The organism is Hymenobacter segetis (assembly GCF_054776495.1).
The window spans coordinates 1-26188 of sequence record NZ_BAAHBV010000003.1; the positions used below are offsets into that span (position 1 = coordinate 1).

A 26188-nucleotide genomic window follows, 5' to 3' on the forward strand; every position below is an offset into this window, starting at 1 on the left:
CTTGCATGTATTAGGCCTGCCGCTAGCGTTCATCCTGAGCCAAGATCAAACTCTCCATTGTAAAATGTTCTACACCATGGCGAACCATGGCTGATGTCGAGTGCGAATCCGACTCGTATTGACGAGTTCTATGTATTCGTGTTACGCTTGTAATTTTTACTACTTGTCTTGCGACTCGTAGCCCTTACTATTTGTCTTTTCCAAACATTCAAAGAACGTATGCCTCTTCCATTTGAAGTGACCGTGTGGCTGTTAGCAGCCGGTGTTTCTTCTTTTCGTCTCCCTTCTTGCGATTGGGAGTGCAAAGGTAAGAGGATTCTTTTAACCGACAAGCAAAAGAGAAAACTTTTATTTTTCTTCGTCTCGCTTTTCAATCCGTTTCCGCCTCCTGTCGAAGCGGGCTGCAAAGGTAAGGCGCTTTTTCGGCTTTCGCAAGCACTTTCGAACTTTAATTTTCGAAGGCTTTTGCGAAGCGGCACGGCGGGCAATACAAGTACGGCGAGCGTGAAGTTCCTTACCGATCAACTTTCTGTTGGAGCAGTTGCTTTGGCAGAACCCGTAGTCCGTTTGACGATTTGGGACTGCAAAAGTAGGGGGATTTTCTGGGTTTACAAGATGTGGTGTGAAGATTAGGGCTTGCGGGGGCTTGGGTGACGAGGGTTTGGTGTAATGGGGTTTTAGGAATCAGTGACTTAGCGGGAGGGAAATTTAACGAATTGGCTCGGGGGCGAAGAATTCGGTAAGGTTGGGATGGTATTGGCGGGGGCGCTGGGACTCATATTGCTGGATTTGATGGCCTAGTTGGGCGAGGAATGGGAGGCCGATGCTGTCGTATTCGTAGGCACCGTCGTTGATGATGCCGTCTTGGTTGACGTAGAGGACGGCGCTGAGGAGGAATTCGGACTGGTGGAGGGAGTCGGCGAAGTAGGCGACATCGGCGAGGTAGCCGTGCGACATGCCGACGATGTTGTAGATGCGGAGGGCGGATTGGTGGGGGATTTCGGGGTTGCGGCCGTAGTAGAGGTATTTTTTGTAGGCGTCGAAGTAGCGGGCGGGGACGTAGGGATGGAAGCCGGACTCGTGGGGGGTGGCGTGGAGGTAGCGGCGGAGGAAGGCGTAATCGGTTGGGGTGAGGCGGAGGCGCTGGTCGGCGGGGACGGATTCGGGGAAGAGGATACTTTGGAGGAGGGCGGTGATGGCGGGGAGTGGGAGGTGGTTGGCGGTGGTGAAATCGTAGGGTTCGGGGATGATTCGGCGGCCGGCTTGGTGGGCGCGGCCTTTGAGGACGCGGCCGAGGGGACTGGTGTAAGGGATGGGGTTGAATTTGGCGGGCTCCTTATATAGGGTGTCGCCTTGGGGGGTGTGGAAACTGATGGGGTTGGTGTGGCGGTTGGCGGCGGTGTCGCAGGGGGCGAAGCGGCGGGTGATGCGGGTGGTGGAGTAGCCTAGTTCCTGCAGGCGCTGGTTGAGAGGGCGTTGGCCGAGAAATTCGTAGAGGCGGTTGTAGGCGATGTTGTCGCTGACGAGGAGCATTCGCTTGATGTAGTTGCCGACGGTGGCGGTGCGGTCGGAATCAGCGGGGGCGGCGAAAGGGACGGGGGTTTGGCAGCGGTAGGCGGTACCGGTGGCCATGATGGTGCGGCGATTTATTCCCGGTTTGTGGAGGTCATTGAGCTTTTCGAGGGAGAGGGCGACTACGGGGAGTTTGACGAGGCTGGCTGGGTTGAAGTATTGCTGGGGGTTAAGGTGGTAGGTATGGGGGGTGAAGGTGGGGTGGTTCTGGGCGTCGCGGTTAATTTGGGTATAGATGATTTGAAGCTCGTATTGGGGATTAGTGGCAACTCTCTTTAATATGGGACTGGTTTGTATTAGGGAGTCTAGTAGTGGGGAGTCTCCTGGCGTTAACCTCACCCCCCGGCCCCCTCTCCAAAAAAGAGGGGGTGCCAGACGACTTGTGGCGGCTAGGGTTATTAGGGTGGTTATTGTTAGCAGGAAGGCTACTCCTATTATATAGTATAGAGTTGAGCTGGATTGGCGGGGTGTCTTCATAGGATATTGAAACAGAAAGGGCCGTGATGTTGCCACCACGGCCCTGTGGGGCTGATTTTATACGAAGGTTAGTCGGCTAGGGGGACCAGGCGCTTGGCGAGGAGGAGGTTAGAGTCGGTTTGACGCCAGTTGTAGCCGGTGCCGAAGGGGAGCGGCTTGGGTTTGTGGAGGGTGTCGCGGTAGGCCGCGGTGAGTTCGGGTTGGTATTGCTTGGCAAAGAGGTTGATGGGGCGGCGGTAGGTGCCGTAGTAGTTGAACTGCCAGGCGCCTTTCTGGAAGTACTTCATGGCGATGCCGGAATCATCTTGCAGGATGTAGCGGCTGCGGCGGAGGACGGTGCGACGGACTTTATTGAAGTACGACTTGTGCATGAGGTAGGTGGCCGACTTCACGTAGGTGGTGAGGGGACCGAGGTGGCGCACAAATTCCAACGGGGCGCTTTTGGCGGTGAGCTTCCAGTCGCTGAGGTCGGCGGAGAAGTAGTAGACGGTTTTGGGCTGGCCGTCGGGGCCACGGAGCTTCATTTCGACGCCGGGGATGGATTTCGGGTCGGGGGTTTGGGTGGTGTCGGTGGGGGCGTCGAGGAGTTTGCCGGCGGCATCGAGCTGCACGGGGCGGATGGCGGTGATTTGGTTGCCAGTGCGGGCGGCGAAGAGCATCATTAATGGCAAAGCGCCGTCCAGTTCAACGGATTTCAGGTCGACGGCCATGTCGTTGGTACGGAAGAAGCTGAAATTGAGCACCGACCAGAGCGATGTTTTGACGGTGGGCAGCAGCTTGGGGTTCTCGAGAGAGGCGCGGGCGGGGACGGTGCCGACGGGCTCCAAGCCCATCAGGACGTAGGTTTGGCTGGTGGGGAACATCGTGACGACGTTCAGGAAATCGGGGCCGCTGAAGGGGTAGAAGATGGTGGGGCTGCTGGCGTGGACCGAATCGAGCTCGGTATTGGCCCACTGGGTCATGCGGGTGGTGTGGGTGGCGCGGTATTTATCCCAGCTTTTGTCCTGGTCTTTGGCGAATGCCTGCCAGGCGGGCGTGGCGGCCAGAGCGGTGAGGTCGCTGTGCCGGCTGGGCTGGAGGCCGCCGAGAAACATGGCCACGTCCTGAGCGTAGGCAGTATCCGGGGCGGTGAGGCGGTTGGGGCGCGCCTGAATGGCTTTGGCGTCGGCGGCGACTGGCGATGCTGATTTGGTGGAGTCGATGGCATCGGCCGTAGTGGCCATGGTTTCTTCCTTAGCGGAAGAAGTGGCGGTTTCCGTTTTTTTATTCGACTCGGAGCAAGCGGAAAGCAGGAGCAAGGCGGCGGGCAGGAGCCGAAGCGCGGCGGTGCGGAGGAGCATTATATAAAGGAGTGATTGAAGGTGCAAGTTACGGAGGGCTCACCCCCCGGCCCCCTCTCCTTGGGGAGAGGGGGAGCCAAGCGGGTTGTGTCGGCGCTAACGTTTTTGTCGAAATCAGCCTTGAGAAGCGGGTGATGGCACCGCCAGCCGCGTGGTGATGAAGTAAACCAGCGCGCCGACGGCCAGTGTAGCCAGTCCGTAGAGCGACTCCCACGGCTTATCGCGCAGGATGAAGGCCAGCGTCCACCCGCTCAGCACGAGGAAAATGAGGGGCGTAACGGGGTAGCCCCAGGCTTTATAAGGACGCGGCAAATCGGGCTGACGGAAGCGGAGCACGAACAAGCCCAGCACCGTGAGGAAGGTGAACAGGTTCAATACAAAGCCCGCATAAACCAGTACGCCTTGGAAACTGGGCTTCAGAATAAAGGCCAAGGTAATGGTCGTTTGCAGGAACAATGCCCGCACGGGGATGCCGGCGCGGCTTTTGGGGGCCAGGAAGCGGAGGGCGAAGATGTCCTCACCCATCGTCTGGACGATGCGGGGGCCGGCGAAAATCATCGAACTGATAGTGGAAACGAGCAGCGCCGCGATAACGCCGCCCATCAGCCGCCCGCCGAGGGGGCCAAAAAGCGAAGTAGCGGCTACGAAACCGACTTCGACCTGCCCCTTCAACCCGGCCAGCGGCGTGGAACGCAGGAACACATAATTCAACCCTACATATAATAGGAGCACGACGGCAGTGCCCGCCAACAGGATGCGCGAGAGGTTGCGCTTGGGGTTTTCGATTTCGCCGGTGACGTACACGGCGGCGTTCCAGCCGGAGTAGGCGTAGCTCACATACACGAGGCTCACGGCGAAAGCGGGGCTGAGCAGGGCTTGCCAGCCGGCGGCATCGGGCAGGAAACTAATAGGCTGCCCCTCCCCCATCACCATGCCCGCGCCGATGAATATCACCAAAACGACCACTTTCAGGGCGGTGATGATGATTTGGAGGCGACTGCCGACACGGGTGCTACTCCCGTGTACTAGCGTAAGAGCCAATACCACGGCTACCGAAAGCCACTGTGGATGCAGGCCCGGCCATACGCTTTTGGCGTATTCGCCCAGCGCCAGCGCGGCCAGGGCCGTGGGGGCCGCGAAGCCCACCGTGGCCGATACCCAACCGGAGAGGAAGCCTAGCGCCGGGTGGTAAATCTTACTCAAATAGTGGTATTCGCCCCCAGAACGGGGCATGGCCGCCGCCAGCTCGGCGTAGCTCACGGCCCCACAGAGGGCAATGAGGCCGCCCACCAGCCATAGCATAAGCAGCGCAAAACCGCTTTGGATGCCCATTACCTGGAAGCCGAGGCTGGTGAAAACGCCCGTGCCCACCATGTTGGCAATGACGATGGCCGCGCCGGTGAGGAAAGTGATTTTATATAGAGTGCGGTTAAGCTCGGGCATGATGCAAAGATGCGAAGCATTATTGCGGCCATCTGTCATGCTGAACGCAGTAAAGCACCTTACCGCGTCCGAACGAGTGTTCCAACGTAAGGTGCTTCACTGCGTTCAGCATGACAGATGACTATTCCACCACGCTGGCGGCTTTTGGCTTTTTGTAGAGCGGCACGGTGCTGCACGGCTCGCCATACATCACGCTGCTGGTCACGGGGAGGAGCTTTTGCATGATGGCCACGTAGGCGAAGGTGGGCACGGGCACGTTGCCGCAGCCTTTCACCACCACTTTGGCGTCGCGGTATTCTTCGGTATCAATGGCGGCGATGGCTTCTTCGAACAGCGACTGCTCCAGGGCATCGAGGTTGCCGAAGACGTAACGGTGGGCGTGGTTCTGGAGTTTGGTGGCGAGCAGCATGTACGCCCAGGTGGGCACAATGGCATCGGCCGAGCAGATGATGGCGACGTTTTTGCCGTCGTACTGCGTCCAGTCGTTGGTTTTCACGAACTCGCGGAAGTCCTTTTCGCGCAGCATGAGGCCGTGGAAGAGGTTGTCCTTAATGTCGTACACCACCCGCTCGCCGGGATGGAGCATTTCTTCCAGGTTGAGGGTGACGAGGCCGGAGTTGGCGACACGGTTGACGAAGAGGGGTTCCATATAGTAGCGCGGACTTTTAGTCCGCGATGGGTAAGGATTGATAAAGGTTCGGCGTTGACTCGCGGACTAAAAGTCCGCGCTACTTCGCTTTCGGCGTGGTCGTGTACACTTCTTTCAGATAAAACGGCTCGTAATACGCTACGTCCTGAAATTCCTGCCGATGATAAGCGGCGACGGCCAACGCCCCCACCGCTACCGCCGACGGCTCGATACCCGCCAAAAAACCAGCCTGCACCGACTCGCCCAGCACCGCCTGAAACTTCGCCGCGCCGTTGCCGAAGAATAACACGGAATGGTGGGCCAATTGTTCGGCCAGCGTATCGGCATCGAGGATGAGTGGCGTGGGCGCGAGCACCTCCCGGCCGTCGTGGGTGTACAGCGCGGTGTACACTTCCTGCCGCCGGGCATCCAGCATCGGGCAGAACAGGAAATTCTCGGGCCGGGCGGTGCCGGCGGCCACCTGCGCGGCCAGCGCCCGCAGCGTGCTCACGGCCACCAGCGGAATATCAAGCGCGAAGCACAGGCCCTTGGCGGCGGCGGCCCCGATGCGCAGGCCGGTATAGGAACCGGGCCCGTCGCTCACGGCCACGGCGGCGAGGTCGGCCAGCTGGTGACCGGTATTTTCAAGCAGCTGCTCGATGAGCACGGTAAGGTGGGTGGAGTGCGACTTATCGAGCCGCAGCTCGGACTGGCCGACCAGGGAGCCGTCGGCCACGCGGTGCAATGCTACCGAGCAGACGGGCGAAGAGGTTTCGAGGGAGAGGAGGAGGGATTTGCTCAATGTAGATTTGAAATTTCCGGCGCAAAATTATTGACGATGTATAATCTGGAGCTACTTAAGCAGCACTTAGAAACTAATTGGGGCAAGAGTACCGATAAGAAAGACCAGATTCCAGACCCGCTTGAGAAGATGTCGGAGGATTTTTCTGTACTGGAATTTCCTCCATCGGAAAAGCACGACTTCTGGATTTACTCTACGCTTGGAATGTCAACTGATAATCCAGACAACTTGATTGAGTTGCATGTTTATTCTAACAAGCAAGATTCGGCGCTGATTGAGTTGCTTACCATTTCTGCTTCCTTCCACCGGAATGAGGCTCCTCTTGGCTTACATCATACTGTCAATTTCGGACGGCCTTGGCAAGATGATTCGGCATGCAGCTTCGGTTTCATTTCGCTTCCTTATATGGATGGCGAAGCTTTAGAGATATTCGATTTTGAAGATAGTCATCTGCACAACCTTTGGCTTCTACCAATTACAGAAAGCGAAAGGGATTACAAGATTGAGAATGGATGGGATGAGTTGGAGCAACGTTTTGAAGACAATGGGCTTGATTACCTGAATCCACAACGCTATTCATGTGTATAAAAAAAGCAGGCACCTTTCAGCGCCTGCTTTTCTACTTAACGCAGTTCAAAATTACTTCGTACCAGCCGACTTGCGGGCGCTGGCGGCTTGGCCCGTGGGCTTCAACAGCGCGGCGTAGCGATTCGGGTCGTTCAGGACGGCCACGGCGGCGATGATGTTGGGGTCGTCGTCGAAGCCGGCTTCGGTGCGGCCCTTCTCAAAGTAGTAGCGCGACACGATTTCCTGCTCCAGCAGTTCCTTGATTTCGGGCTTGAAGCGTTGCAGGTCGTTGGCCTTGTTCACGGTCACTTTCTTGCGGATGGCTTCGAGCTCCAGCTTCACGTCGTCGTAGTGCTTTTCCTCTTTTACCTTCTTGCTGAGGTCGGTGAGGGCCTTTTCGGCATCGGTGCTGTAGCTGATGTTCTTGCCTTGCAGGTAGGTTACGAACTTCTGGTAGTCCACGTCCGAGAGCTTGAACTGGCGGGCGGGCACGATGGTGGAGTGCTCGGCGCGGTAGCGGGTGGCGTAGTCGAAGAGGTAGCTTTTCTGGAGCAGGATACGGGTGATGTCGGCGATTTCGCGGTCCTGCACCTCAATATCGGGGGCTACGCCGCCGCCGTCGTACACGGTGCGGCCGGCGGTGGTTTTGAAGGCCGTGCGCAGCGAATCGGGGAATTTGCCCAGCGTGCCATCGTCAGCGCGGTGGGCATAGTCGATTTCCTGGATGCAGCGGCCGCTCGGGATGTAGTATTTGGCGGTCGTCACCTTCAACTGCGAGTTGTAGCTGAGGGGGCGGGTGGCCTGCACGAGGCCCTTGCCGAAGGTGCGCTCACCCACCAGCACAGCGCGGTCATAATCCTGCAACACGCCCGATACGATTTCCGAAGCCGACGCCGAGCGGTTGCTCGTGATGATGGCAATCGGAATCTGGGTATCGAGCGGCACGTCGAGGGCCTTGTATGTTTTGTTCCACTCCGTCACCTTTCCTTTGGTACTTACCACATCAAGTCCCTTGTCGATGAACAGGTTGGAGATGTTCACGGCCTCATTCAGCAGGCCGCCGGGGTTGTCGCGGATGTCGAACACGATTTTCTTCGCGCCCTGCTCCTTGAGCTTGGTCACGGCGGCGCGCACTTCCTTGCCCGCATCCACCGTGAAACCGCCGAGCTGGAAGTAGCCCACATCGCCGGAAATCATGCCAGTATAAGGCACATTATCCACCTGGATTTTATCGCGGGTGATGTCGATTTGGATGGGTTTATCCTGGCCGTAGCGCGTCACCATCAGCTTCACCATCGAATTGGCTTGGCCCTTGAGTAGCTTGCTGATGTCGGCGTTCGACTTTTTATCGACCACCACGCCGTTGATGTCGAGGATTTCATCGCCGGGGAGCAGGCCGGCTTTTTGGGCCGGATAGCCTTCATAGGCGCTTTGCACCACGGTTTTGCCGTTGCGCTTCACCACCGAGGCCCCGATGCCGCCGTACTGCCCGGTGGTCATGGTGCGGAAATCCTCAATGTCGTCCTCCGGAATGTAGTTGGTGTAGGGGTCGAGCGAGCGCAGCATGGCGTCGATGCCCGTTTTCACCAGCTTGGCGGGCGTGACCTCGTCAACGTAATAGGTGTTGACTTCCTTGAAGAGCGTGGCGAAAATGTCCAGGTTCTTGGCAATCTCGAAGTACCGCTCATTATCGGAAGCGGCTCGGAAAGAAACCAAACCCAGCGTGCCCACAGCCAGGGTAGCGAGTAGCTTTTTGCGGATAGTCATACGAAATACAGGTAGCGGGTCAACACGAATCTAGGGGGTCGGCGGTGAAGCGGGTACTTCAATAGTCGTGCCCAGCAAACGATGGAAAGCGGAAATTAATTTTTTTTCCACCAACGTTAGCGGACTTTTTTCCTTCCCCGTGAAGATAATACCCAGCAGAGCGATTTCGTGCCCGTTGGGTTGCTCCGTAAGCCGATATTTATTGAGCCGATATGCCTCGCGGATGAGCCGCTTGAGCCGGTTGCGGTCGACCGCCCGCTTGAACGTGCGCTTGCTCACGCTGATGAGCACCTGTGGCGGGGCCGTGGTGGGCGCAGCCGCTTTTATCCAGACGATGCGCAACGGGTAAACGCCAAAAGAGGAACTCTGCTTGCTGAAAAGCTCTTCGATGAGCTTCTTGCGGCACAGGTGTTCCTCTTTCGGGAAGGTATATTTTCGGGCCGCCAGCGGGGCGCTGGTAGCAGTTGGCTCGTTCACGTTGCTTACCTGTTGGGCCGCTGTTTCGGCAGCAAAGCCCTATGTTGGAAACGCCTAAAATAGCGAAGCCGCATTGCAGCGACAGAAATAACGCTGTCTCAGCAATGCGGCAATCGGCTAGCTTACAGCCCGAAGCTGTGCGCTAACGGCTAAAAAGACTAGCGCTTGTGCTTGCCTTCGTCGGATACGGTGAGGCGCTTGCGGCCTTTGGCACGACGACGAGCCAGCACGTTGCGGCCGTTAGCGGATTCCATGCGGAGACGGAAGCCGTGCTTGTTTACACGCTTGCGCTTCGAGGGCTGATAGGTACGTTTCATATCAAAAAATCTTAAAAAGACGAGTTTCGAGTTGGGCCGGCAAAGGTACGGGCTTTGTCTGGAAAAGACAAGGGCCTCAGCCACTTTTACGTGGAGGACGTTAGCCGGCAGTAGCTTTAGGCCCGTTTAACCCCGTTTTGGCGATGATTCACTACCACGTTTCCTTCGAAAACCCGCTCACGTTTTACCTGCAAATCCAGCTCACGCTGGACGTTGCGGCCGATGCCACCGCCCCGCTGGAGCTCCAGCTGCCCGCCTGGCGCCCCGGCCGCTACGAGTTGCAAAACTTCGCCCAGAAGATTCAATGCGTGGTGGTTGAGGATGCCGCCACCGCCCAGCCCCTCCCCTACCGCAAGCTCACCAAAGACCGGTGGGAGGTACCCAACGCCGCCGGCCGTACCGTGCGGGTGCGCTACAACTTCTACGCCCACCAGATGGACGCCGGCGGCTCCTGGCTCGATGAGACGCAGCTGTACCTGAACCCCGTGCAGGCGCTGATGTACGCCGAGGGCCGGCAACTGGAGGAATGCGAATTGACGCTGGCTATTCCCGAGGGCTGGCAGGTGGCTTGTGGGTTGAAGCAAATCACGCCGAATGTGCTTTCCGCAAGGGATTTCGACCAATTGGCGGACTCGCCGCTGATTGCCAGTCCCACGCTCACGCACCAGGAATACGAGGCGGGCGGGCTGCCCTTCCACGTCTGGGTACAGGGCGAGGCGCTGGTGAACTGGCCGAAGCTACTGGCTGATTTCAAGGCTTTTTCGGAGGAACAGTTGACGCTATTCGGCGGCTTTCCGGTGGCGGATTACCACTTCCTGAACCAGTTTCTGCCCTACAAGCACTATCACGGCGTGGAGCATCATAATTCAACGGTAATCACCTTGGGGCCGGCTGAGCTAATTATGAGCGAGGGCTTGTATAAGGAATTGCTGGGCGTGAGCTGCCACGAGCTATTCCATACTTGGAATATCAAGAGCATCCGGCCCGCCGAGATGCAGCCCTACGACTACAGCCGCGAGAACTACTTCCGCACCTGCTTCATCGCCGAGGGCATCACGACTTACTACGGCGAGTACCTACTGGCCCGTAGCCACGTCCGCACGCCCGCGCAATATTTTGAGGAGTTGAACATCGTACTCCGCAAGCACTACGACGACGCTGGCGGCGAAAACCTCTCCCTGGCCGATGCCAGCATGGACCTCTGGCTGGACGGCTACAAGCCCGGCGTGCCCGACCGTAAGGTGTCGGTATACCACAAGGGTGCGCTGGCGGCTATGCTGCTTGATTTGACGCTCCGGCAGCTTTCCGGCCACGCCCGTAGCCTCGATGACGTGATGCGGCGGCTGTACGAGGAGTTCGGTAAAACCGGCATCGGCTACATGGAGGCCGACTACGTTCGCATTGTGAACGAGGTGGCCGGGCGCGACATGCACCCCTATTTCGACAAGTTCATCTACGGCACCGCGCCGCTGCAGGAGCCGCTGGACCGGGTGCTGCACACCGTGGGCTGCCAGCTGCTGGTGGGCGAAAACGCCTCCGCATCGGAAGGCCACTTTGGTTTCCGCACGGTAGTGAAAAACGAGCGCACGGAGGTAACCGCCATCTGGCCCAACTCGCCCGCCGCCGCGGCCCTGACCGTGGATGATGAAATCGTGGCCGTGAATGGCCGCCGCGTAGACATGAACCTGCAAAGCCTGCTCAGCACCGGCGCGCCGGCTTACGAGGTGAGCGTGTTCCGCCAGAACCGGCTGCTGACGGTGACGCTGGCCGCCACGCCGGGCGTGAGCTTTGGTCAACGCTATGCCATTGATAAGCTGGAAACGGCCGATGCGGCGCAGCAGCGCGGGTTCGAGCAGTGGCTGGGGTGGGAGTTTTGAGGGAGGACCAAAACACAGAAAGGCCCTGCTGGAATGCTCCAGCAGGGCCTTTCTGTGTTCTTTAATGAAGCTGGCGGCTTAATGCTTTGAGTCGCCGCCCTTGCCCACTTTGCCCGTATCGACGGACATCGGATTGTTGCGCTGGGGATTACTCCGAATATTCTTTACCCCTTTTCCAGCGGTGTTGCCGTCGGTGGTGTTGCCGTGGGCCGAAACATTGCTCACGTTCGGGGCCTGCACTTGCGTGCTCTTCCGTTTCGTGTTAGCCGCCGGATTGACGGACGTTTTATCGTTTTGCAGGTCAGTGTCTTTCTTAGCGTGTCCCATGGCGAGTTCAAGGTTAGATGGACGATAGAAAGTTGTACCCTTCTGCGGCAAAAAAAGTTGCGCCCCAAGGCAATACGTCGTAACGCATTTCCTTGGGGCGCAGCTTTCAAAATCAACCTATCAGAACCGTGTCAGGCGGGTTACGCGGGCTGGCTGGTCAGCACCGAGGCTGGCATCACCTTCACCAGCTCGGCAAACTGCGCTTCACGGGCTTCTACTTCTTCAGCGCTGAGATTCAGCAGACGCTCGGTGCCGAATTTCTCGACGCAGAACGAGGCCATGGCCGAACCATGAATCACGGCGCGCTTCATGTTTTCGAAGCTGATGTCGTCCGTCGCGGCCAGGTGGCCGATGAAACCACCCGCAAAGGTGTCGCCGGCACCAGTTGGGTCGAATACTTCTTCCAAAGGCAGCGCGGGCGCGTAGAAAATTTTGTTTTTATGAAAGAGTAGCGCGCCGTGCTCGCCCTTCTTGATGATGAGGAATTTCGGTCCCATGCCCATGATTTTCTTGGCGGCTTTCACCAACGAATACTCGCCGGAAAGCTGGCGCGCCTCCTCATCGTTGATGCTCAGCACGTCTACCATTTCAATGGTGGCGATGAGCTCTTCGAGGGCGATGTCCATCCAGAAATTCATCGTGTCCATCACAATCAGCTTGGGGCGGTTCACGAGGCGCTGGATGACGAGGCGCTGCACCTGCGGGGCCAGGTTGCCCAGCATGAGGTACTTGCAGTCCTGATAAGCATCCGGGATAATGGGGTCGAAATCGGCCAGCACGTTGAGCTCGGTCACGAGGGTTTCGCGCGAGTTCAGGTCTTTGGAATAGATGCCCGACCAGAAGAACGACTTCTCGCCCTGCTTGATTTGCAGGCCTTCCACGTCCACGCCGTGCTCTTCGAGCAGCAGGATATCGGACTGCGGAAAGTCATCGCCCACCACGGCCACCAGCTTCACGGGCTTCAGCGAGTAAGACGCCGAGAGGCTGATGTAGGTGGCGGCACCGCCGATGATTTTATCGGTTTTGCCGAAAGGCGTTTCCAAGGCGTCGAATGCGACGCTGCCGATGACGAGCAGGCTCATGCAGGTAAAATGTGGTGAATAAAAACGGTCGAAGTTAAAGCCGCATTAAAACGGATTCATTGCAAGCAACAAAAAAGTCCCCGGATAATTCCGGGGACTTTTTCTGATGGGTAAATAATGGGGCTCGAACCCACGACCTTCGGAATCACAATCCGACGCTCTAACCAGCTGAGCTATATCTACCAGGTTGGTTTTGGTGGTGCAAAGATAGAAAAAGAAGCGGGATTGAACAAAAAAAGTTCTTCGCTGAACAGCTGATGCTTTTGAAAGAACGTCATGCAGAGCATAGCGAAGCATCTTTACCGCTATAGTAATCAGCCGAATTGCAACGAAGCGGTAAAGATGCTTCGCTACGCTCTGCATGACGGTCAATTTTCATCCTGCTACCAGTTGGCCGCCGCAAAATCCCGACCTTTGCCGGATGGAACCCAATATCACCCCATCGTTCAACGATTTCAAACTCAACAAACAACTGCTAACCGCCGTGGCGGCGGCTGGCTTCACCGACCCCACGCCGGTACAGATTCAGACTATCCCGCTACTGCTGGCCGGGCACGACGTGCTGGGCATCGCCCAAACTGGCACCGGCAAAACGGCGGCCTTCGGCCTGCCGCTGTTGATGAAGGTAAAATATGCTCAGGGCACCAACCCACGGGCGCTGGTGCTGGCTCCTACCCGCGAGTTGGCCATGCAGATTGAGAAGCATTTGAAAGCGCTGGCGGTGAACACCGACCTGCGCATTTTTGCCATTTACGGCGGTCTGGGGCCGAAAACCCAGATTGAAACCATCGCCGAAGGCTTGGATATACTGGTGGCAACGCCGGGCCGACTGCTCGAAATTTACCTGAAAGGCGCGGTGCGCCTCACCGACCTAAAAACGCTGGTGATGGACGAGGCCGACAAGATGATGGATATGGGCTTCATGCCCCAGATTCGGCGAATTTTGGAGATTATTCCACGCAAGCGGCAGAATGCGCTATTTTCGGCCACCATGCCGGAACGGGTGACGACGCTGAGCGAGGAATTCCTGGAATTCCCGGTGCGGGTGGAGGTGAGCCCGCCGGCCAAAACGGCCTCCACGGTTTCGCAGGTGATGTATGAAGCGCCCAACCTGCTCACTAAAATTAACCTGCTGCACTTCCTGCTGCACCGCGACATTGACACCATGACGCGGGTGCTGCTGTTCTGCCGCACCAAGCAGCATGCCGACCAGGTGGCCCACTTTCTGGAGCGCAAGGCTCCGGCCGGCGAGGTGCGCGTGATTCACGGCAATAAGGGCCAGAACGCGCGGATGAACAGCATGGACTCGTTCAAGGCGGGGGAGGTGCGCTACATGGTGGCCACGGACGTGGCCGCCCGCGGCATCGACGTGCCGCAGGTGACGCACGTTATCAACTTCGACGTGCCGATTGTGCACGACGACTACGTGCACCGCATCGGGCGCACGGGCCGGGCGCTGCACACGGGCGCAGCCATCACCTTCGCCAACGAGGCCGAGATGGTGCACATCACCGAAATTGAGGCGCTCATCAACCAGAAAATTGAACTATTGCCGCTGCCGGAGGAAGTGGTGATTGAAGAAACGCCTTTCGAGGAGCAGCAGAAGATGGGGCGCGAGCTCGACGACCGCCGCAAGAAGCTGGACCCAACCTTCAAAGGCGCTTTCCACGAGAAAAAGGAGTGGATTAAGCCCGGCGTGACGATTGACAAGCGCACCGGCAAGGCTTTCGCCGAAGGCAAAAAGAAGAGCACCAAGGGCTCGAAGGCCTTTGTGGGCAAGAAGGGCGGCTCGAACCCCGGCGTGAAGGCGCTAAAGCGGCGCGGACGCTAGGTGAATTATAAATTAAAAATTATGAGTTATGAATTGAAACATTGGCATCTTCAGGAGCCCACGTTTCAATTCATAACTCATAATTTTTAATTTATAATTCTACTTGTGGTGTATCAGATGCCCGAAGTGGATGCTGGCGAAGGTGAGGGCCGCGCCCCAGAACACCGCGCTCAAAAACATGTGCAGCAGGATGCGCTGCCGGGGCACGCCCAATAGCGTGGCGATGACCGTGCCGCCGATGGGCGACAGCAGAATGGGCGTGAGGAAGGCGATGCCGCCCATCCCGAACTTGCGGAACACCTTGATGATGTTGCGCGACTTCTTAGAGAAGATGGGCTCCCGGCGCAGGCGGCGTTGCTTCTGGCGGTGCTGCATCCAGACGCGGCCCACGCCGGAAAAGATGAACACACTGGTCATCATTCCGCCCACGGTGAGGGCCAGCGTGGGCCAGAAGTGCAGGCCCATGGAAGTACCGGCCAGTGGGCCGCCCAAAAACTTGACCGTGCTCAACAGGAACACGGACGCGCATTTAATGGCGGGGTGAAGCACGACGAAACGAAAAGGCAGGCGGCGGGTGAGAGGGAAACTTCAACGCGGGGTGGGCGCATTGCAAAGATACCCCGTTTGGCGGGGCAGGGTTCCATTATCAGTACCCGGAAATTGAAGGCTACAGCTTGCTGCCGTAGGAAAGGTCGCCGGCATCGCCCAGGCCGGGGATGATATAGGCGTGCTCGTTCAACTTTTCATCGATGGCCGCTACCCAGAGGGTGGCTTCGGGAATTTCGCGGGCCACGTAGGCCAGGCCCTCGGGCGAGGCGATGACGGCGGCGATGTGCACCTGGCGCGGCGTGCCGAAACGCAGCATAGCGCGGTAGGTTTGCACCAGGCTTTTGCCGGTGGCCAGCATGGGGTCGGCCAGGATGAGGACCCGCTCGTCGAGGCTGGGGGCTGAGAGATAATCGACCTGGACCTGCACCTGGGCGGTGCCTTCGATGCGGTAGGCGGCCACGAAAGCGCTGGGCGACTGGTCGAAATAATTCAGGAAACCTTGATGAAATGGTAACCCGGCGCGCAGCACGGTGGCCAGAATGGGGAAGTCGTGGAGGAGCTTGCCGGTGGTTTCGGCCAGCGGCGTCTGGATGGCTTTGTCGGTGTAGCTGAGGTGGGCGCTGATGCGGTAGGCGATGATTTCGCCCAGGCGCTGGAGGTTGCGGCGGAAGCGGAGGCTGTCTTTCTGCACGTCTTTGTCGCGCAGCTCGGCCAGGAAATGGTTGGCAATACTAGGTTCGGCGCAGACTACGTGGATGTTGGCCATAGCCTCGGCAGCATCGTGGGCGGCGGGGGCCGAAGCGGCGGAGGAAGGAAGCGGCGTGGCCATACAAACAGGATTTTGGTGAAGGATGCCGGACAGAAGGCTGGGCCGGCACCCCGAAGTTGGCACAAAAACGGGCGGCAGGCAAGAAAGCGTACCGGAATTCGTCTTCATGGTCACGGCTCTGCGGCGGATTTGGACAGGATTCGAGGCGGGGCAACGGCGACCCTTTTCTACCCGCCAACGGCTGGCTGCGTAGGTTTGTTAAAAAATGGTGATGCCTGGCTTTTATCAGGGAAGCAAAGCATCGGTTTTATTCGGATTATCTGATTTTATGCATAAATCTCTGCTACTAACGGCTATTACGGCGCTGCTGGCCGGCGCGGCAGCGGCCCAAACGCCGGCGACTACTCCCGCTGGTGCACCCGCGCCCGCCGCACCCACCGAAAAGTCACCCTGGCTGATTTTCGACCAGCCGCTGGATACGATAGCCACCCCAAGCACCAAGCGTCAGCCCCGGGCAAAAGCGGTGCGCAACGCCACCGCGCCCCAGGCTCCGCGTTCCACCGCGCCGCGCCCGGCCCGGGTTTCGCGCAACGGCTTTGAGGCCACGCAGGGCACGAACTACGTGCCACTCGACCAGGATACTTACCGGCTGATTGACCGCTACGCCATCAAGTTTGGCTCCGATTCGCTGCGCGACCCGCACACCAGCGTGCGGCCCTACACCCGCGCCGGCGTGGCCCACCTCGGCGAGCGCATCCTGAGCCCGGACAGCGCCCAGGCCTACCGCGCCGGCAGCCTCTCCCGCGCCGACCGCTTCAACGCACAATACCTGCTGAAAGACAACTGGGCCAACTCGGCCCAGGGTGCCGACCTCAACCAGAGCGCCCGGCCGTTTCTCAACTACTTCTACCGCGACCAGACCGATTTCTACCACGTCGACAACCCTGATTTCACGCTGCGCGTGAACCCGGTGGCGCTGCTTGCTATCGGCAAAGACAATAAGGGCACCGACGGAGCCAGCTACGTGAACACCCGCGGCGTGCAGATTGAGGGCACGATTGACCAGCGGCTGGGCTTTTATGCGTTTCTGGCCGATAACCAGGAGGGTGTGCCGCAGTACGTGCGCAACCGTGTGGAGCGCGATACCATCGTGCCGCACGAAGGCTATTTCAAGCCGTATAAAGTGGCGCAACTGCGCCAGAACAGCCAGTATGATTTCTTTTCGGCGCGGGGCTACGTGACCTACGCGGCCACCAAGCACATCAACGTGCAGTTGGGGCACGACCGGAATTTCATCGGCAACGGCTACCGCTCGCTGATTCTGTCGGACTACAGCGCACCGTATTTCTTCCTGAAGCTGAATACCCGCATCTGGAAATTCAACTACCAGAACCTATTCGCCGAGCTGGCGGCGCAGAAGCGCAACGCCGACCAGGTGTACCCCAAGAAATACCTGGCGCTGCACCACCTGAGCCTGGATGTGACCGATAATTTCAACATCGGCGTGTTTGAATCGGTGATAGCCGGCTCGGCCAGCAACCGCTTCGAGTTGCAATACCTGAACCCGGTTATCTTCTACCGGGCCATCGAGCAGAACGTGGGCTCGCCCGATAACGCCATGCTGGGCATGGATTTCAAGTGGAACATTCTGCACACGGCGCAACTCTACGGGCAGGTGGTGCTGGACGAGTTCAAGCTGAGTGAAATCCGGGCTGGCAACGGCTGGTGGAGCAACAAGCAGGCGGTGCAGGTGGGGGCGAAGTACATCGACGTGGCCGGCATCCGCAATCTGGATTTGCAGGCCGAAGTGAACTACATCCGGCCCTACACCTACCAGCACGTATCCTATTACACGGCCTACACCAACTACCAGCAGCCCCTGGCCCACCCCATGGGGGCCAACCTGACGGAGGTGCTGGGCGTGCTCAGCTACCAGCCCCTGCCCCGCCTGAACCTGGTGGCCAAAGCCATTTACACCGAGCAAGGACTGGATTACGGCTACAATGCCGCGGGCACTGTCATCACCACCGGCCCGCTCAGCAACGATGCGCCCGACACCGGCCTCACCACCGGCCGCCTGGCCAACTTCGGCGGCAACCCGCTCGTGCCATACAACTCGCACCCGATGGACTACAACAACCGCACCGGCCAGGGCAACAAGAGCAGCCTGCTCCACACCGATTTTACGGCCACCTACCAGCCCCGCCTCAACCTATTTCTGGATGCCAAGCTCATTGCCCGGCACCAGACCTACTCCCTCACCCCGGCGGCTAATGTGAACGAGGTATACGCCTCGCTGGCCGTGCGCTGGAACATTGCCCAGCGTCTGCACGAATTTTAATCGGTTATGAAAACGTACCTCCGCATCTTACAGTACGCCCGGCCGCTGCTGGCATTTCTGCCGCAGTACCTGCTGTACACGGTGCTGACCATCTTCTTCAGCATCGGCAACTTCACGCTGATTATCCCGCTGCTGAGCGTGCTGTTCGACAAAACGGACAAGGTGCCGGCCCACGCGCCCGACCACCTTCCCGGCTTCAAGCCCACCATTCAGTGGGTGACGGACACGTTCAATTACTTCTTTGCCGATGTGCTCACGGCCCACGGCAAAATGGGCGCGCTAGCCTTCGTGTGCGGCGTGGTGGTGGTGTCGGTGCTGCTGAGCAACGTGTTTCGCTACATGAGCCTGCGCCTGCTGGCCAAAGTACGCGCCCGCGTTATCCGCAACCTGCGGCGCGACTTGTACCACCGCATCATCGGGCTGCAGCTGAGCTTTTTCGCGGGCGAGCGGAAGGGGGATTTGATGTCGCGCTTCACAGCCGACGTGCAGGAAGTGGAAACCTCGGTGGTGAACACCTTCACGGCCGTTATCAAGGAGCCGCTCACCATCATTGCCTACTTTCTGGTGCTGTTCCACATGTCGGTGCCGCTCACGCTATTCACGCTGGTGCTGCTGCCGATTTCGGGCGGCATCATTGCCACCATCGCCAAGCGGCTGCGCACCCAGGCCAAGCAAAGCCAGAAAACGCTGGGCACCATGCTTTCGGTGATTGACGAGACGCTGGGCGGCATTCGCGTCATCAAGGCGTTTAATGCGCAGGAGTACATCAAGGGCAAGTTTGAGGAGCAGAACGACCAGTACGCCCGCACCTCGCGCAACATTGATAACACCCGGGATTTAGCCTCGCCATTCTCCGAGTTTGCGGGGGTTTCGGTGGTGGCCGGCCTGCTGTATTTCGGCGGCACGCTCATTCTGGGCGGGCAGTCGGCGCTCGATGGCGAGACGTTTATTGGGTATGTGATTCTGTTTTCGCAGGTACTGACTCCCGCCAAAGCCTTGTCCAGCTCCTTCGGCAACATCCAGCGCGGACTTGTGGCCGGCGAGCGGGTGCTGAGCATCATCGATACCGAGCCCGCCATCCGCGACCGGCCCGATGCTATCGTACTTCCACCCTTCGAGCGCCAGATTGAGTTCTACAACCTCAGCTTCAGCTACGGCGAAACGCCCGTACTCTACGACATCAACCTGACCATTAAAAAAGGCCAGACCGTGGCGCTGGTGGGCGGCAGCGGTGGCGGCAAAAGCACCCTGGCCGACCTCCTCCCCCGCTTCTATGACCCCAGCGCCGGCCAGATTCTCATCGACGGCCACGACCTGCGCGCCTGCTCCCTGCACTCGGTGCGCGACCAGATGGGCATCGTCACTCAGGAAAGCATCCTGTTCAACGACACCATTTTCAACAACATCCGCTTCAACACCGCCGCCACCGAGGCCGAGGTAATGGAAGCCGCCCGCATCGCCAACGCCCACGAGTTCATCATCGCCAGCCCCGATGGCTACCAGACCGTCATCGGCGACCGGGGCTCGCGCCTCTCGGGCGGGCAGCGCCAGCGGCTGAGCATTGCCCGCGCCATCCTGCGCAACCCGCCCATCCTCATTCTCGACGAAGCCACCTCGGCCCTCGACACCGAGAGCGAAAAACTCGTACAAGAAGCCTTACAGCGCCTGATGCAGAACCGCACCTCGCTCGTCATCGCCCACCGCCTAAGCACCGTGCAGCACGCCGATGAAATCGTGGTGCTCCAGCACGGCCGCATCGTGGAGCGCGGCACGCACGATGAGCTGTTGCGGCGCGAGGGTGGCGTGTACCAGCGCCTGAGCTCGATGCAGACCAACGCCGCGCTGGTCTGAGAAACACCTATCTTTCGCCCTAAACCAACTTTTTCGCCATGCTCGCCCTCAAACGCATTGTCACCGTCGCCGTCATGATTTACCTGCTGTTGGCGCTGCTGTTCATTCTCGTTCCCGCCGTGCGCACCTCGGTGGCGGATATGGGCGCGGGCCTGTCGGTTCCGGAAAAGGAGCGGCAATTTTTCTACGTCATGTTCGTGATTGGTGCCGTGCTAATGGCCCTGCACCTGGTCACCGAAAACCTCGACAGCGTGATGCTGCGCCGCACCGTAACCCAGTACGAAGGCAAAATCAACGAGCTGAAAGCCAAACTCTACGACCAGCAGCAGCGCACCAGCATCACACCTCCGACTACTGGCCCGCGCACCATCGACGGCCGCAACCTCGATGCGCCCGTGGTGCGCGACCAGCCCACGCAAAGCCAGGCGGCCGGCACTACCAGCACCACTGAAAATCGGACGGTTGACCACCTGCCCCAGCCCACCTTCCCCCAGACCGACCCCAGCCTGAGCAACACCCCGCCGGCCGACCGACCACCGCTGGCCTAGCTGAATGAACTAATCGTCTGTCATCCTGAGCGGAGCGAAGGACCTTATCACGGCTGAAAGAATACCGCTCAGCCGTGATAAGGTCCTTCGCTCCGCTCAGGATGACAGATTTGAAAAACTAATTACCGACTACCCAAAAAGTGCCTGACGCCTCTCTCCCCGACCTAATCCGCGCCGAGCTGACCGAAGCCCGCGCCGTGCTCGACCGCTTTTTGGCCGACCCGGCCCACGTGGCTAGCATCGCCGCCGCCGCCGAGCTCATCGCCGCCAGCCTGCAAAGCGGCGGCAAAGTCCTCACCTGCGGCAACGGTGGCAGTCTCTGCGACGCCCAGCATTTCGCCGAAGAGCTCAGCGGCCGCTACCGCCAGAACCGCCGCGCCTTGGCCGCCATCGCCCTCACCGAAGCCTCGCACATGACCTGCGTGGCCAATGATTTCGGCTTTGAGTTCGTCTTCAGCCGCTTCGTGGAGGCCCTGGGCCGCCCTGGCGATGTGCTGCTGGCCATCAGCACCAGCGGCAACTCGCCCAACATCCTGCGCGCCGCCGAAGCCGCCCGCGAGCTGGGCATGACCGTAGTTTCCCTCACCGGCAAGGACGGCGGCCAGCTCGCCGGGCTGAGCGACGTGGAGATTCGCGCGCCGCACTCCGGCTACGCCGACCGGATTCAGGAAATCCATATCAAGGCCATTCACATCATGATTCTGATGATTGAGAAGCTAGTGATTGGTTAAAAGCCATCATGACAAGCCCCAGAGGGGCGGCATGTCGGTAGTAAAACAGCATTCCCTTCAAGTTTAAGCCCCAGCGGGGCGACACTCGTTTGCGCAAGTGTCGCCCCGCTGGGGCTCAATCGTTCTTAGTGGCACCATTGCTACCAATATGTCGCCTCTCCGAGGCTTAGTGACGGATAGTTGTAGTTGCTTCCTAGCTTTACAGCTCCGTTGCTTTCCATCATCGCCATTCCCTAACTCTACCCAACCTCATGCTTACCAAAACCTTCGGCTCAGCCGTGCAGGGCGTCAATGCCTACACCATCATCATCGAAGTGGTGGTTTCGGCGGGCACTGGTTTTAATGTGGTGGGCTTGCCGGATAACGCCATCAAGGAGAGCCAGCAGCGGATTGAGGCGGCGCTGAAGTTTCGCGGGTACCGCATGCCGCGCACCAAAACGGTGGTGAACATGGCCCCTGCCGACATCCGCAAGGAGGGCGCGGCCTACGATTTGCCCATCGCGCTGGGCATCCTGCACGCCTCACAGCAGCTGACGACGGAACGCCTGACGGAGTACGTGATAATGGGCGAAATGGCGCTGGATGGTGAATTGCGACCTATAAAGGGCGTGCTGCCCATTGCCATTCAGGCGCGCAAGGAAGGCTTCAAGGGCATCATTCTGCCCAAGGAAAACGCCGAGGAAGCCGCCATTGTCAACAACCTCGACGTGATTGCCGTGAGCAGCATGCAGGAGGCCATTGACTTCTTCGAGGGCCGGCTGGAAATCACGCCCACCGTGGTGGACACCCGCGACCTGTTTCAGCACACGGTGAACAAGTATACGGCCGACTTTGCCGACGTGCAGGGCCAGGAAAACATCAAGCGGGCGCTGGAAATCGCGGCGGCCGGCGGCCACAACGTCATCATGATTGGCCCGCCCGGCGCGGGCAAAACTATGCTGGCCAAGCGCCTGCCCAGCATCCTGCCGCCGCTGAGCATGCAGGAGGCGCTGGAAACCACGAAAATCCACTCCGTAGCCGGCAAGCTGGCCGGAGGCGGGCTGCTGAGCACGCGGCCCTTCCGCGCCCCGCACCACACCATTTCGGATGTGGCACTGGTGGGCGGCGGCGGCAACCCGCAACCGGGCGAAATCTCGCTCTCGCACAACGGCGTGCTGTTTCTGGATGAGCTGCCCGAGTTCAAGCGCACGGTGCTGGAGGTGATGCGCCAGCCGCTGGAGGAGCGCCGCGTAACCATTGCGCGGGCCAAGCTCAGCATTGAGTTCCCGGCCAATTTTATGCTCATAGCTAGCATGAACCCCTGCCCCTGTGGTTATTATAATCATCCTGAGAAAGAATGCGTGTGCGGCCCCGGCGTGGTGCAGAAGTATTTGAACAAGGTTTCCGGGCCGTTGCTCGACCGCATTGATTTACATGTTGAAGTCACGCCTGTGACGTTTGACCAGATGACGGAATCGCGCAAATCCGAAACCAGCGCCGACATTCAGGCACGTGTGGATAAGGCCCGTCAGGTGCAGGAAAAGCGGTTTACAGATTACGTCGACATCCATTCCAACGCCATGATGCCGCCCCAGATGGTGAAGGACATCTGCCAAATTAGCGAAGATGGCCGCCAGCTGCTGAAAACGGCCATGGAACGCCTCGGCCTCTCGGCTCGCGCCTACGACCGCATTCTGAAAGTAGCCCGCACCATTGCCGACCTGGCCGGCACCGATGATATTGAGATTAACCACCTGGCCGAAGCCATTCAATACCGCAGCCTCGATAGAGAGGGCTGGGCAGGATAACTCGTTATGTATAAAGCCCTCGTCAAACCCCTCCTCTTCAACCTCGACGCCGAGCGCGCCCATCACCTCGTTTTCGATAACCTGCGCCGGGCGGCGCGGGTGCCGGGCACGCCAGCTCTGCTGCGGGCGCTGTACGATTTCCAGCACCCAAGCCTGGAGCGCGAGGTTTTCGGGCTGAAATTTCCGAACCCAGTGGGGCTGGCGGCGGGGTTTGATAAGAACGCGGCCCTGACCGATGAGCTAGCCACGCTGGGCTTTGGCTTTGTGGAAATCGGGACGGTGACGCCCCGGCCGCAGCCCGGCAACCCCACGCCACGCCTATTTCGGCTGCCGCAGGATGAAGCGCTGGTGAACCGCATGGGCTTCAACAATGACGGGGCGGCCGTGGTAGCGGCGCGGCTGGCCCGGCGGCGCAACCGCCAGCTTATCATCGGCGGCAACATTGGAAAAAACAAGGACACGCCCAACGAGCGGGCCGCCGAGGACTACGTAGCCTGCTTCGAGGCGCTGGCCGAGGAGGTGGATTACTTCGTGGTGAACGTGAGCTCGCCCAACACGCCTAACCTGCGCCAGCTGCAGGAGAAAAAGCCGCTGATTGAGCTGTTGCAGCAGGTGCAGGCCCGCAACCACGCCCGCGCCACGCCGCGCCCGCTGCTCCTGAAAATCGCGCCCGACCTGACGGATTCGCAGCTCGATGACATCTTGGAAATTGCCCGCGAAACCCGACTCAGCGGCCTCGTAGCCACCAATACCACCATCAGTCGTGATAATCTGAGCACCGAGGCTAGCTACGTGGCCTCGCTGGGCGCGGGCGGTTTGAGCGGCAAACCGCTCCGGGCGCGGGCCACCGAAGTCATCCGCTACCTGCACCGGAAATCCGACGGCGGGCTGCCGATTATTGGCGCGGGCGGCATCCACTCGGCTGCCGATGCGCAGGAAAAGCTGGATGCTGGGGCTTCGCTCATTCAGCTTTACACCGGCTTTATCTATGAAGGGCCGGCGCTGGTGAGCCGGATAAATCGGAGCCTGGTGCGAGGCTAGCGCGCTGCACCCGCACGCGCTGGTGCCAGTAGCGGATAAGTGGGACTCCCAACACCGTAGGCCAGAGGAAATTGTAGGGAAACGGAATGAAGTGCAGGCTGGTGACCGAAAACGCCGATACCGCCGCGATATAAGAGGCCAGGAAGCCAGAAATGTGGTTCAGTAGCCATTGGTTTTTGGTCCAGCGGCCGGCGTTGGCGTAGCCGCGCAGCTGGCGGAAGGCCGTGCCCGCGCCGAGCACGCCGAACACGCCAACCGGAATATTGCGGGCGAAAACCGCATAAGCCACCGTGCCCAGAAACACCGCCAGCCCTACGCCTGCCACCGCCCAATCGAACGCAGCCACGCGGGCATCCCAGGCCAGTGGTTTCAGAAACAAAGAGCGGTAGCCGAAGCCCGCCATGTACAGGCTGAACACCGCCGTGAGCAGCAAAAATAGGCTGTGAATGTGCTGCGCTCCCACCAGTGCCGTGGTGCCAGCCACCGCCATCGCCCAGAAAAACACCCGCCCCCAAAGACGATGCGCGGCCCCGCCCTTGCGCACAGCCAGCGCCACCGGGGCCACAAAAAAGCCCGTGAAGCCGGCGGCAATGTGTATCCAGCGGTTGATTTCGAAGAAGGTTTCCATGCGATGCAGTCGGCAGGTGATGAATACAGCCGAAAGATGGCGCACATCCCCAGGTTTGCCACGCAAGAGTTGCCCGAAGCGTCGCCGATGGCTGCCGAAGCGGCAGAATACCTTTCCGAAAGACCTACGGCGTTAGCGGAAGTCTGCGATATGCTCGGGCCGGTGACCGGGCAGCCGGGCTCCAACTTTGAACTCGATGACATCGGCCGCGCCGCGGTGAATCTTCAAATCAACGGCCCCAAATACGGCATCGGTGAAGTGGTATTTCAGGCCCAGGCGCTCGTAGTAGGCGGTGCTCGATTTGTAGGGCGCGTACACGTAGAAGCCCAGGTGCGACACGAATGCCAGCCGGCCAAACAGCAATTCGTGGCCCACAAATACGCCTACTTTCTTCACGTCGGGCTGCTGGCCGCCGGCGCGGGTGGTATCCTCCAGGGTGGCTTTCAGGCTGCGGTCGTTGAAGCCTTCCACGCCCAGCAGCAGGTTGGATTTGCGGTTGACGCGGCGGCCCACGGCCAGCGTCAGCGAGTTCACGAGGTATTTGTGCTTGTCGCCTTCGGTGCGCTGCTTGAAGCCCAGGCTGGTGCTCACGTTGATAAAATTGGTGCCGATTTCGGCCGGCAGCGGCCCGCCCGCATTAAACGTGGGAGCCGGGCGCAGCTCGTGATAGTTCAGCCCCAGCACCACCGAGGGCAGGTTCACGCCGAAATTGGGCTTGGTGGTGGCCCCATTGGAATAGTGGTTCAGGCCGGCCCCCACCAGCAGGCCCAGGTGTGGCGTGAGGGCGTAGTCGTACTCGAACCGGAACTGCAGCGTGGCGTTCAGGGCCGAGCTGGCGATGGTGTTCTTGTGGTTGGTTTCTTGGTTGTAGGGGTTGGTGAGGTAGGCCAGGCCCGCGCCCAGCCGGAAGCTGAAATCGTGCTTCGGCCCGCGCGAAAACGTCTTGCTGATGTAGGGGCTGGCCGCGAAAGCGTAGCCCAGCACCGGGTTATGAAAGTCGTAGTACGTGAGCGCCAGGCCAATTTTGGGAAACTTGTACCAGGCGTGCCAGGGGGCCGCGCCGGTGGTCTGGCGCTGCAAATTGATTTCGAACCCCGTGGGGTGCGAGGCCACCAGGTGCCGGATGGCGTAGGTGTGCGCCATGATGATGCTGCCCTGCGCATAAGCACCTACTATAAACGGCGCGTGCGGAGCCACCCGCGCCACGGAATCCGGAGCCTGGGCGGAGGCGGCCCAGGGCATGGCCAGGCTCCACAGCAGTCCCGGCATTATAATCTTACTCACCTTCAAAATAGCGTCACCCTTCATATCGATATACTGGACCGACGTCAAAAATAAGCCTCTGTAACGCTGATTGATAGATTCGAACCAAAAAAATAACGCACCCTTTCCACAACCCTTGGCCACTGGGACCGATATACACCCTGATTTTGAGC

24 protein-coding genes and 1 tRNA gene are annotated in these 26188 nt (G+C 59.3%); 10 read left to right on the forward strand and 15 right to left on the reverse strand.

The features are described from left to right. The first annotated feature begins 168 nt into the window (after positions 1-168). A complete protein-coding gene (locus ACYU70_RS17025; protein WP_460616052.1) occupies positions 169-633 on the forward strand; it encodes a hypothetical protein in 465 nt (154 codons plus the stop codon). A gap of 75 nt (positions 634-708) precedes the next feature. Here the strand turns inward: ACYU70_RS17025 and ACYU70_RS17030 are convergent, their stop codons facing one another. From ACYU70_RS17030 to tsaB, 5 genes are all read right to left on the reverse strand, one after another. Next, on the reverse strand, positions 709-2049 hold the full coding sequence (locus ACYU70_RS17030; RefSeq protein ID WP_342300962.1) for a serine hydrolase: 1341 nt from the start codon (positions 2047-2049) through the stop codon (positions 709-711). A gap of 68 nt (positions 2050-2117) precedes the next feature. After that, complete coding sequence (locus tag ACYU70_RS17035; protein WP_342300963.1) at positions 2118-3389, reverse strand: hypothetical protein; 1272 nt, start codon at positions 3387-3389, stop codon at positions 2118-2120. A 114-nt stretch (positions 3390-3503) separates the two neighbouring features. After that, positions 3504-4832 (reverse strand): APC family permease, encoded by a 1329-nt coding sequence (locus tag ACYU70_RS17040; protein ID WP_342300965.1) that lies wholly within the window; start codon positions 4830-4832, stop codon positions 3504-3506. A 121-nt stretch (positions 4833-4953) separates the two neighbouring features. After that, positions 4954-5481 (reverse strand): DUF2480 family protein, encoded by a 528-nt coding sequence (locus tag ACYU70_RS17045; RefSeq protein ID WP_342300966.1) that lies wholly within the window; start codon positions 5479-5481, stop codon positions 4954-4956. A gap of 79 nt (positions 5482-5560) precedes the next feature. Then, entirely contained in the window at positions 5561-6262 is a 702-nt protein-coding gene (gene tsaB / locus ACYU70_RS17050) for a tRNA (adenosine(37)-N6)-threonylcarbamoyltransferase complex dimerization subunit type 1 TsaB (RefSeq protein ID WP_342300967.1), read from the reverse strand. 36 nt (positions 6263-6298) lie between these two features. On the opposite strand from tsaB, the gene ACYU70_RS17055 reads away from it, so the two are divergent. Continuing rightward, on the forward strand, positions 6299-6850 hold the full coding sequence (locus ACYU70_RS17055; protein WP_342300969.1) for a suppressor of fused domain protein: 552 nt from the start codon (positions 6299-6301) through the stop codon (positions 6848-6850). Between the two features lie 51 nt (positions 6851-6901). On the opposite strand, the gene ACYU70_RS17060 is transcribed toward ACYU70_RS17055, so the two are convergent. From ACYU70_RS17060 to rpmH, 3 genes are all read right to left on the reverse strand, one after another. Then, on the reverse strand, positions 6902-8596 hold the full coding sequence (locus ACYU70_RS17060; RefSeq protein WP_342300971.1) for a S41 family peptidase: 1695 nt from the start codon (positions 8594-8596) through the stop codon (positions 6902-6904). Between the two features lie 30 nt (positions 8597-8626). After that, on the reverse strand, positions 8627-9073 hold the full coding sequence (locus ACYU70_RS17065; RefSeq protein WP_342300973.1) for a ribonuclease P protein component: 447 nt from the start codon (positions 9071-9073) through the stop codon (positions 8627-8629). 158 nt (positions 9074-9231) lie between these two features. Next, the gene (rpmH, locus tag ACYU70_RS17070) at positions 9232-9390 is read right to left on the reverse strand and encodes a 50S ribosomal protein L34 (protein WP_035563087.1); all 159 of its coding nucleotides are present in this window, start codon (positions 9388-9390) and stop codon (positions 9232-9234) included. A 143-nt stretch (positions 9391-9533) separates the two neighbouring features. Here rpmH and ACYU70_RS17075 point away from each other — a divergent pair, with 143 nt between their 5' ends. Beyond that, positions 9534-11267 carry a M61 family metallopeptidase gene (locus tag ACYU70_RS17075; protein WP_342300977.1) on the forward strand — a complete coding sequence of 578 codons (1734 nt, stop codon included), beginning with the start codon at positions 9534-9536 and terminating at the stop codon, positions 11265-11267. A gap of 78 nt (positions 11268-11345) precedes the next feature. Here the strand turns inward: ACYU70_RS17075 and ACYU70_RS17080 are convergent, their stop codons facing one another. From ACYU70_RS17080 to ACYU70_RS17090, 3 genes are all read right to left on the reverse strand, one after another. Further along, positions 11346-11594 carry a hypothetical protein gene (locus ACYU70_RS17080; RefSeq protein ID WP_342300981.1) on the reverse strand — a complete coding sequence of 83 codons (249 nt, stop codon included), beginning with the start codon at positions 11592-11594 and terminating at the stop codon, positions 11346-11348. Between the two features lie 140 nt (positions 11595-11734). After that, entirely contained in the window at positions 11735-12676 is a 942-nt protein-coding gene (locus ACYU70_RS17085) for a PfkB family carbohydrate kinase (RefSeq protein WP_342300982.1), read from the reverse strand. 109 nt (positions 12677-12785) lie between these two features. Beyond that, positions 12786-12859 (reverse strand) — tRNA-His (locus ACYU70_RS17090). A 238-nt stretch (positions 12860-13097) separates the two neighbouring features. Between ACYU70_RS17090 and ACYU70_RS17095 the strand changes: the two genes are divergently transcribed. After that, positions 13098-14507: a DEAD/DEAH box helicase gene (locus ACYU70_RS17095; RefSeq protein ID WP_342300983.1), complete on the forward strand. Its 1410-nt coding sequence runs from the start codon at positions 13098-13100 to the stop codon at positions 14505-14507. Positions 14508-14606: 99 nt separating this feature from the next. Here the strand turns inward: ACYU70_RS17095 and ACYU70_RS17100 are convergent, their stop codons facing one another. Both ACYU70_RS17100 and upp read right to left on the reverse strand, forming a co-directional pair. Next, on the reverse strand, positions 14607-15056 hold the full coding sequence (locus tag ACYU70_RS17100; RefSeq protein ID WP_342300984.1) for a hypothetical protein: 450 nt from the start codon (positions 15054-15056) through the stop codon (positions 14607-14609). 118 nt (positions 15057-15174) lie between these two features. Continuing rightward, positions 15175-15885, reverse strand: a complete 711-nt coding sequence (gene upp / locus ACYU70_RS17105) for a uracil phosphoribosyltransferase (RefSeq protein ID WP_342300985.1) — start codon at positions 15883-15885, stop codon at positions 15175-15177. 268 nt (positions 15886-16153) lie between these two features. Between upp and ACYU70_RS17110 the strand changes: the two genes are divergently transcribed. From ACYU70_RS17110 to ACYU70_RS17135, 6 genes are all read left to right on the forward strand, one after another. Then, on the forward strand, positions 16154-18166 hold the full coding sequence (locus ACYU70_RS17110; protein WP_342300987.1) for a capsule assembly Wzi family protein: 2013 nt from the start codon (positions 16154-16156) through the stop codon (positions 18164-18166). A gap of 6 nt (positions 18167-18172) precedes the next feature. After that, on the forward strand, positions 18173-20017 hold the full coding sequence (locus ACYU70_RS17115; RefSeq protein ID WP_460616054.1) for an ABC transporter ATP-binding protein: 1845 nt from the start codon (positions 18173-18175) through the stop codon (positions 20015-20017). Between the two features lie 38 nt (positions 20018-20055). Next, positions 20056-20565, forward strand: coding sequence for a hypothetical protein (locus tag ACYU70_RS17120; RefSeq protein WP_342300622.1), 510 nt, complete (start codon positions 20056-20058; stop codon positions 20563-20565). 140 nt (positions 20566-20705) lie between these two features. After that, positions 20706-21296 (forward strand): D-sedoheptulose 7-phosphate isomerase, encoded by a 591-nt coding sequence (gene lpcA / locus ACYU70_RS17125; protein WP_342300620.1) that lies wholly within the window; start codon positions 20706-20708, stop codon positions 21294-21296. 251 nt (positions 21297-21547) lie between these two features. Beyond that, the gene (locus tag ACYU70_RS17130) at positions 21548-23083 is read left to right on the forward strand and encodes a YifB family Mg chelatase-like AAA ATPase (RefSeq protein WP_342300619.1); all 1536 of its coding nucleotides are present in this window, start codon (positions 21548-21550) and stop codon (positions 23081-23083) included. A gap of 6 nt (positions 23084-23089) precedes the next feature. Further along, positions 23090-24124 (forward strand): quinone-dependent dihydroorotate dehydrogenase, encoded by a 1035-nt coding sequence (locus ACYU70_RS17135; RefSeq protein ID WP_342300618.1) that lies wholly within the window; start codon positions 23090-23092, stop codon positions 24122-24124. Here the strand turns inward: ACYU70_RS17135 and ACYU70_RS17140 are convergent. Both ACYU70_RS17140 and ACYU70_RS17145 read right to left on the reverse strand, forming a co-directional pair. Next, on the reverse strand, positions 24066-24752 hold the full coding sequence (locus ACYU70_RS17140; protein ID WP_342300617.1) for a DUF2306 domain-containing protein: 687 nt from the start codon (positions 24750-24752) through the stop codon (positions 24066-24068). The genes ACYU70_RS17135 and ACYU70_RS17140 overlap by 59 nt on opposite strands. Before the next feature lie 132 nt (positions 24753-24884). Beyond that, complete coding sequence (locus ACYU70_RS17145) at positions 24885-26036, reverse strand: acyloxyacyl hydrolase (protein ID WP_460616055.1); 1152 nt, start codon at positions 26034-26036, stop codon at positions 24885-24887. Positions 26037-26188: the final 152 nt, after the last annotated feature.

Bases quoted from the DNA above. Each gene is read 5' to 3' on its own strand.
- ACYU70_RS17095 (WP_342300983.1), top strand. From the start codon at position 13,098: ATGGAACCCAATATCACCCCATCGTTCAACGATTTCAAACTCAACAAA.
- upp (WP_342300985.1), bottom strand. From the start codon at position 15,885: ATGGCCACGCCGCTTCCTTCCTCCGCCGCTTCGGCCCCCGCCGCCCAC.
- ACYU70_RS17130 (WP_342300619.1), top strand. From the start codon at position 21,548: ATGCTTACCAAAACCTTCGGCTCAGCCGTGCAGGGCGTCAATGCCTAC.
- rpmH (WP_035563087.1), bottom strand. From the start codon at position 9,390: ATGAAACGTACCTATCAGCCCTCGAAGCGCAAGCGTGTAAACAAGCAC.
- ACYU70_RS17110 (WP_342300987.1), top strand. From the start codon at position 16,154: ATGCATAAATCTCTGCTACTAACGGCTATTACGGCGCTGCTGGCCGGC.
- ACYU70_RS17040 (WP_342300965.1), bottom strand. From the start codon at position 4,832: ATGCCCGAGCTTAACCGCACTCTATATAAAATCACTTTCCTCACCGGC.
- ACYU70_RS17055 (WP_342300969.1), top strand. From the start codon at position 6,299: ATGTATAATCTGGAGCTACTTAAGCAGCACTTAGAAACTAATTGGGGC.
- ACYU70_RS17115 (WP_460616054.1), top strand. From the start codon at position 18,173: ATGAAAACGTACCTCCGCATCTTACAGTACGCCCGGCCGCTGCTGGCA.
- ACYU70_RS17140 (WP_342300617.1), bottom strand. From the start codon at position 24,752: ATGGAAACCTTCTTCGAAATCAACCGCTGGATACACATTGCCGCCGGC.
- ACYU70_RS17075 (WP_342300977.1), top strand. From the start codon at position 9,534: ATGATTCACTACCACGTTTCCTTCGAAAACCCGCTCACGTTTTACCTG.
- ACYU70_RS17085 (WP_342300982.1), bottom strand. From the start codon at position 12,676: ATGAGCCTGCTCGTCATCGGCAGCGTCGCATTCGACGCCTTGGAAACG.
- ACYU70_RS17080 (WP_342300981.1), bottom strand. From the start codon at position 11,594: ATGGGACACGCTAAGAAAGACACTGACCTGCAAAACGATAAAACGTCC.
- ACYU70_RS17045 (WP_342300966.1), bottom strand. From the start codon at position 5,481: ATGGAACCCCTCTTCGTCAACCGTGTCGCCAACTCCGGCCTCGTCACC.
- ACYU70_RS17035 (WP_342300963.1), bottom strand. From the start codon at position 3,389: ATGCTCCTCCGCACCGCCGCGCTTCGGCTCCTGCCCGCCGCCTTGCTC.
- ACYU70_RS17120 (WP_342300622.1), top strand. From the start codon at position 20,056: ATGCTCGCCCTCAAACGCATTGTCACCGTCGCCGTCATGATTTACCTG.
- ACYU70_RS17030 (WP_342300962.1), bottom strand. From the start codon at position 2,049: ATGAAGACACCCCGCCAATCCAGCTCAACTCTATACTATATAATAGGA.
- ACYU70_RS17135 (WP_342300618.1), top strand. From the start codon at position 23,090: ATGTATAAAGCCCTCGTCAAACCCCTCCTCTTCAACCTCGACGCCGAG.
- ACYU70_RS17060 (WP_342300971.1), bottom strand. From the start codon at position 8,596: ATGACTATCCGCAAAAAGCTACTCGCTACCCTGGCTGTGGGCACGCTG.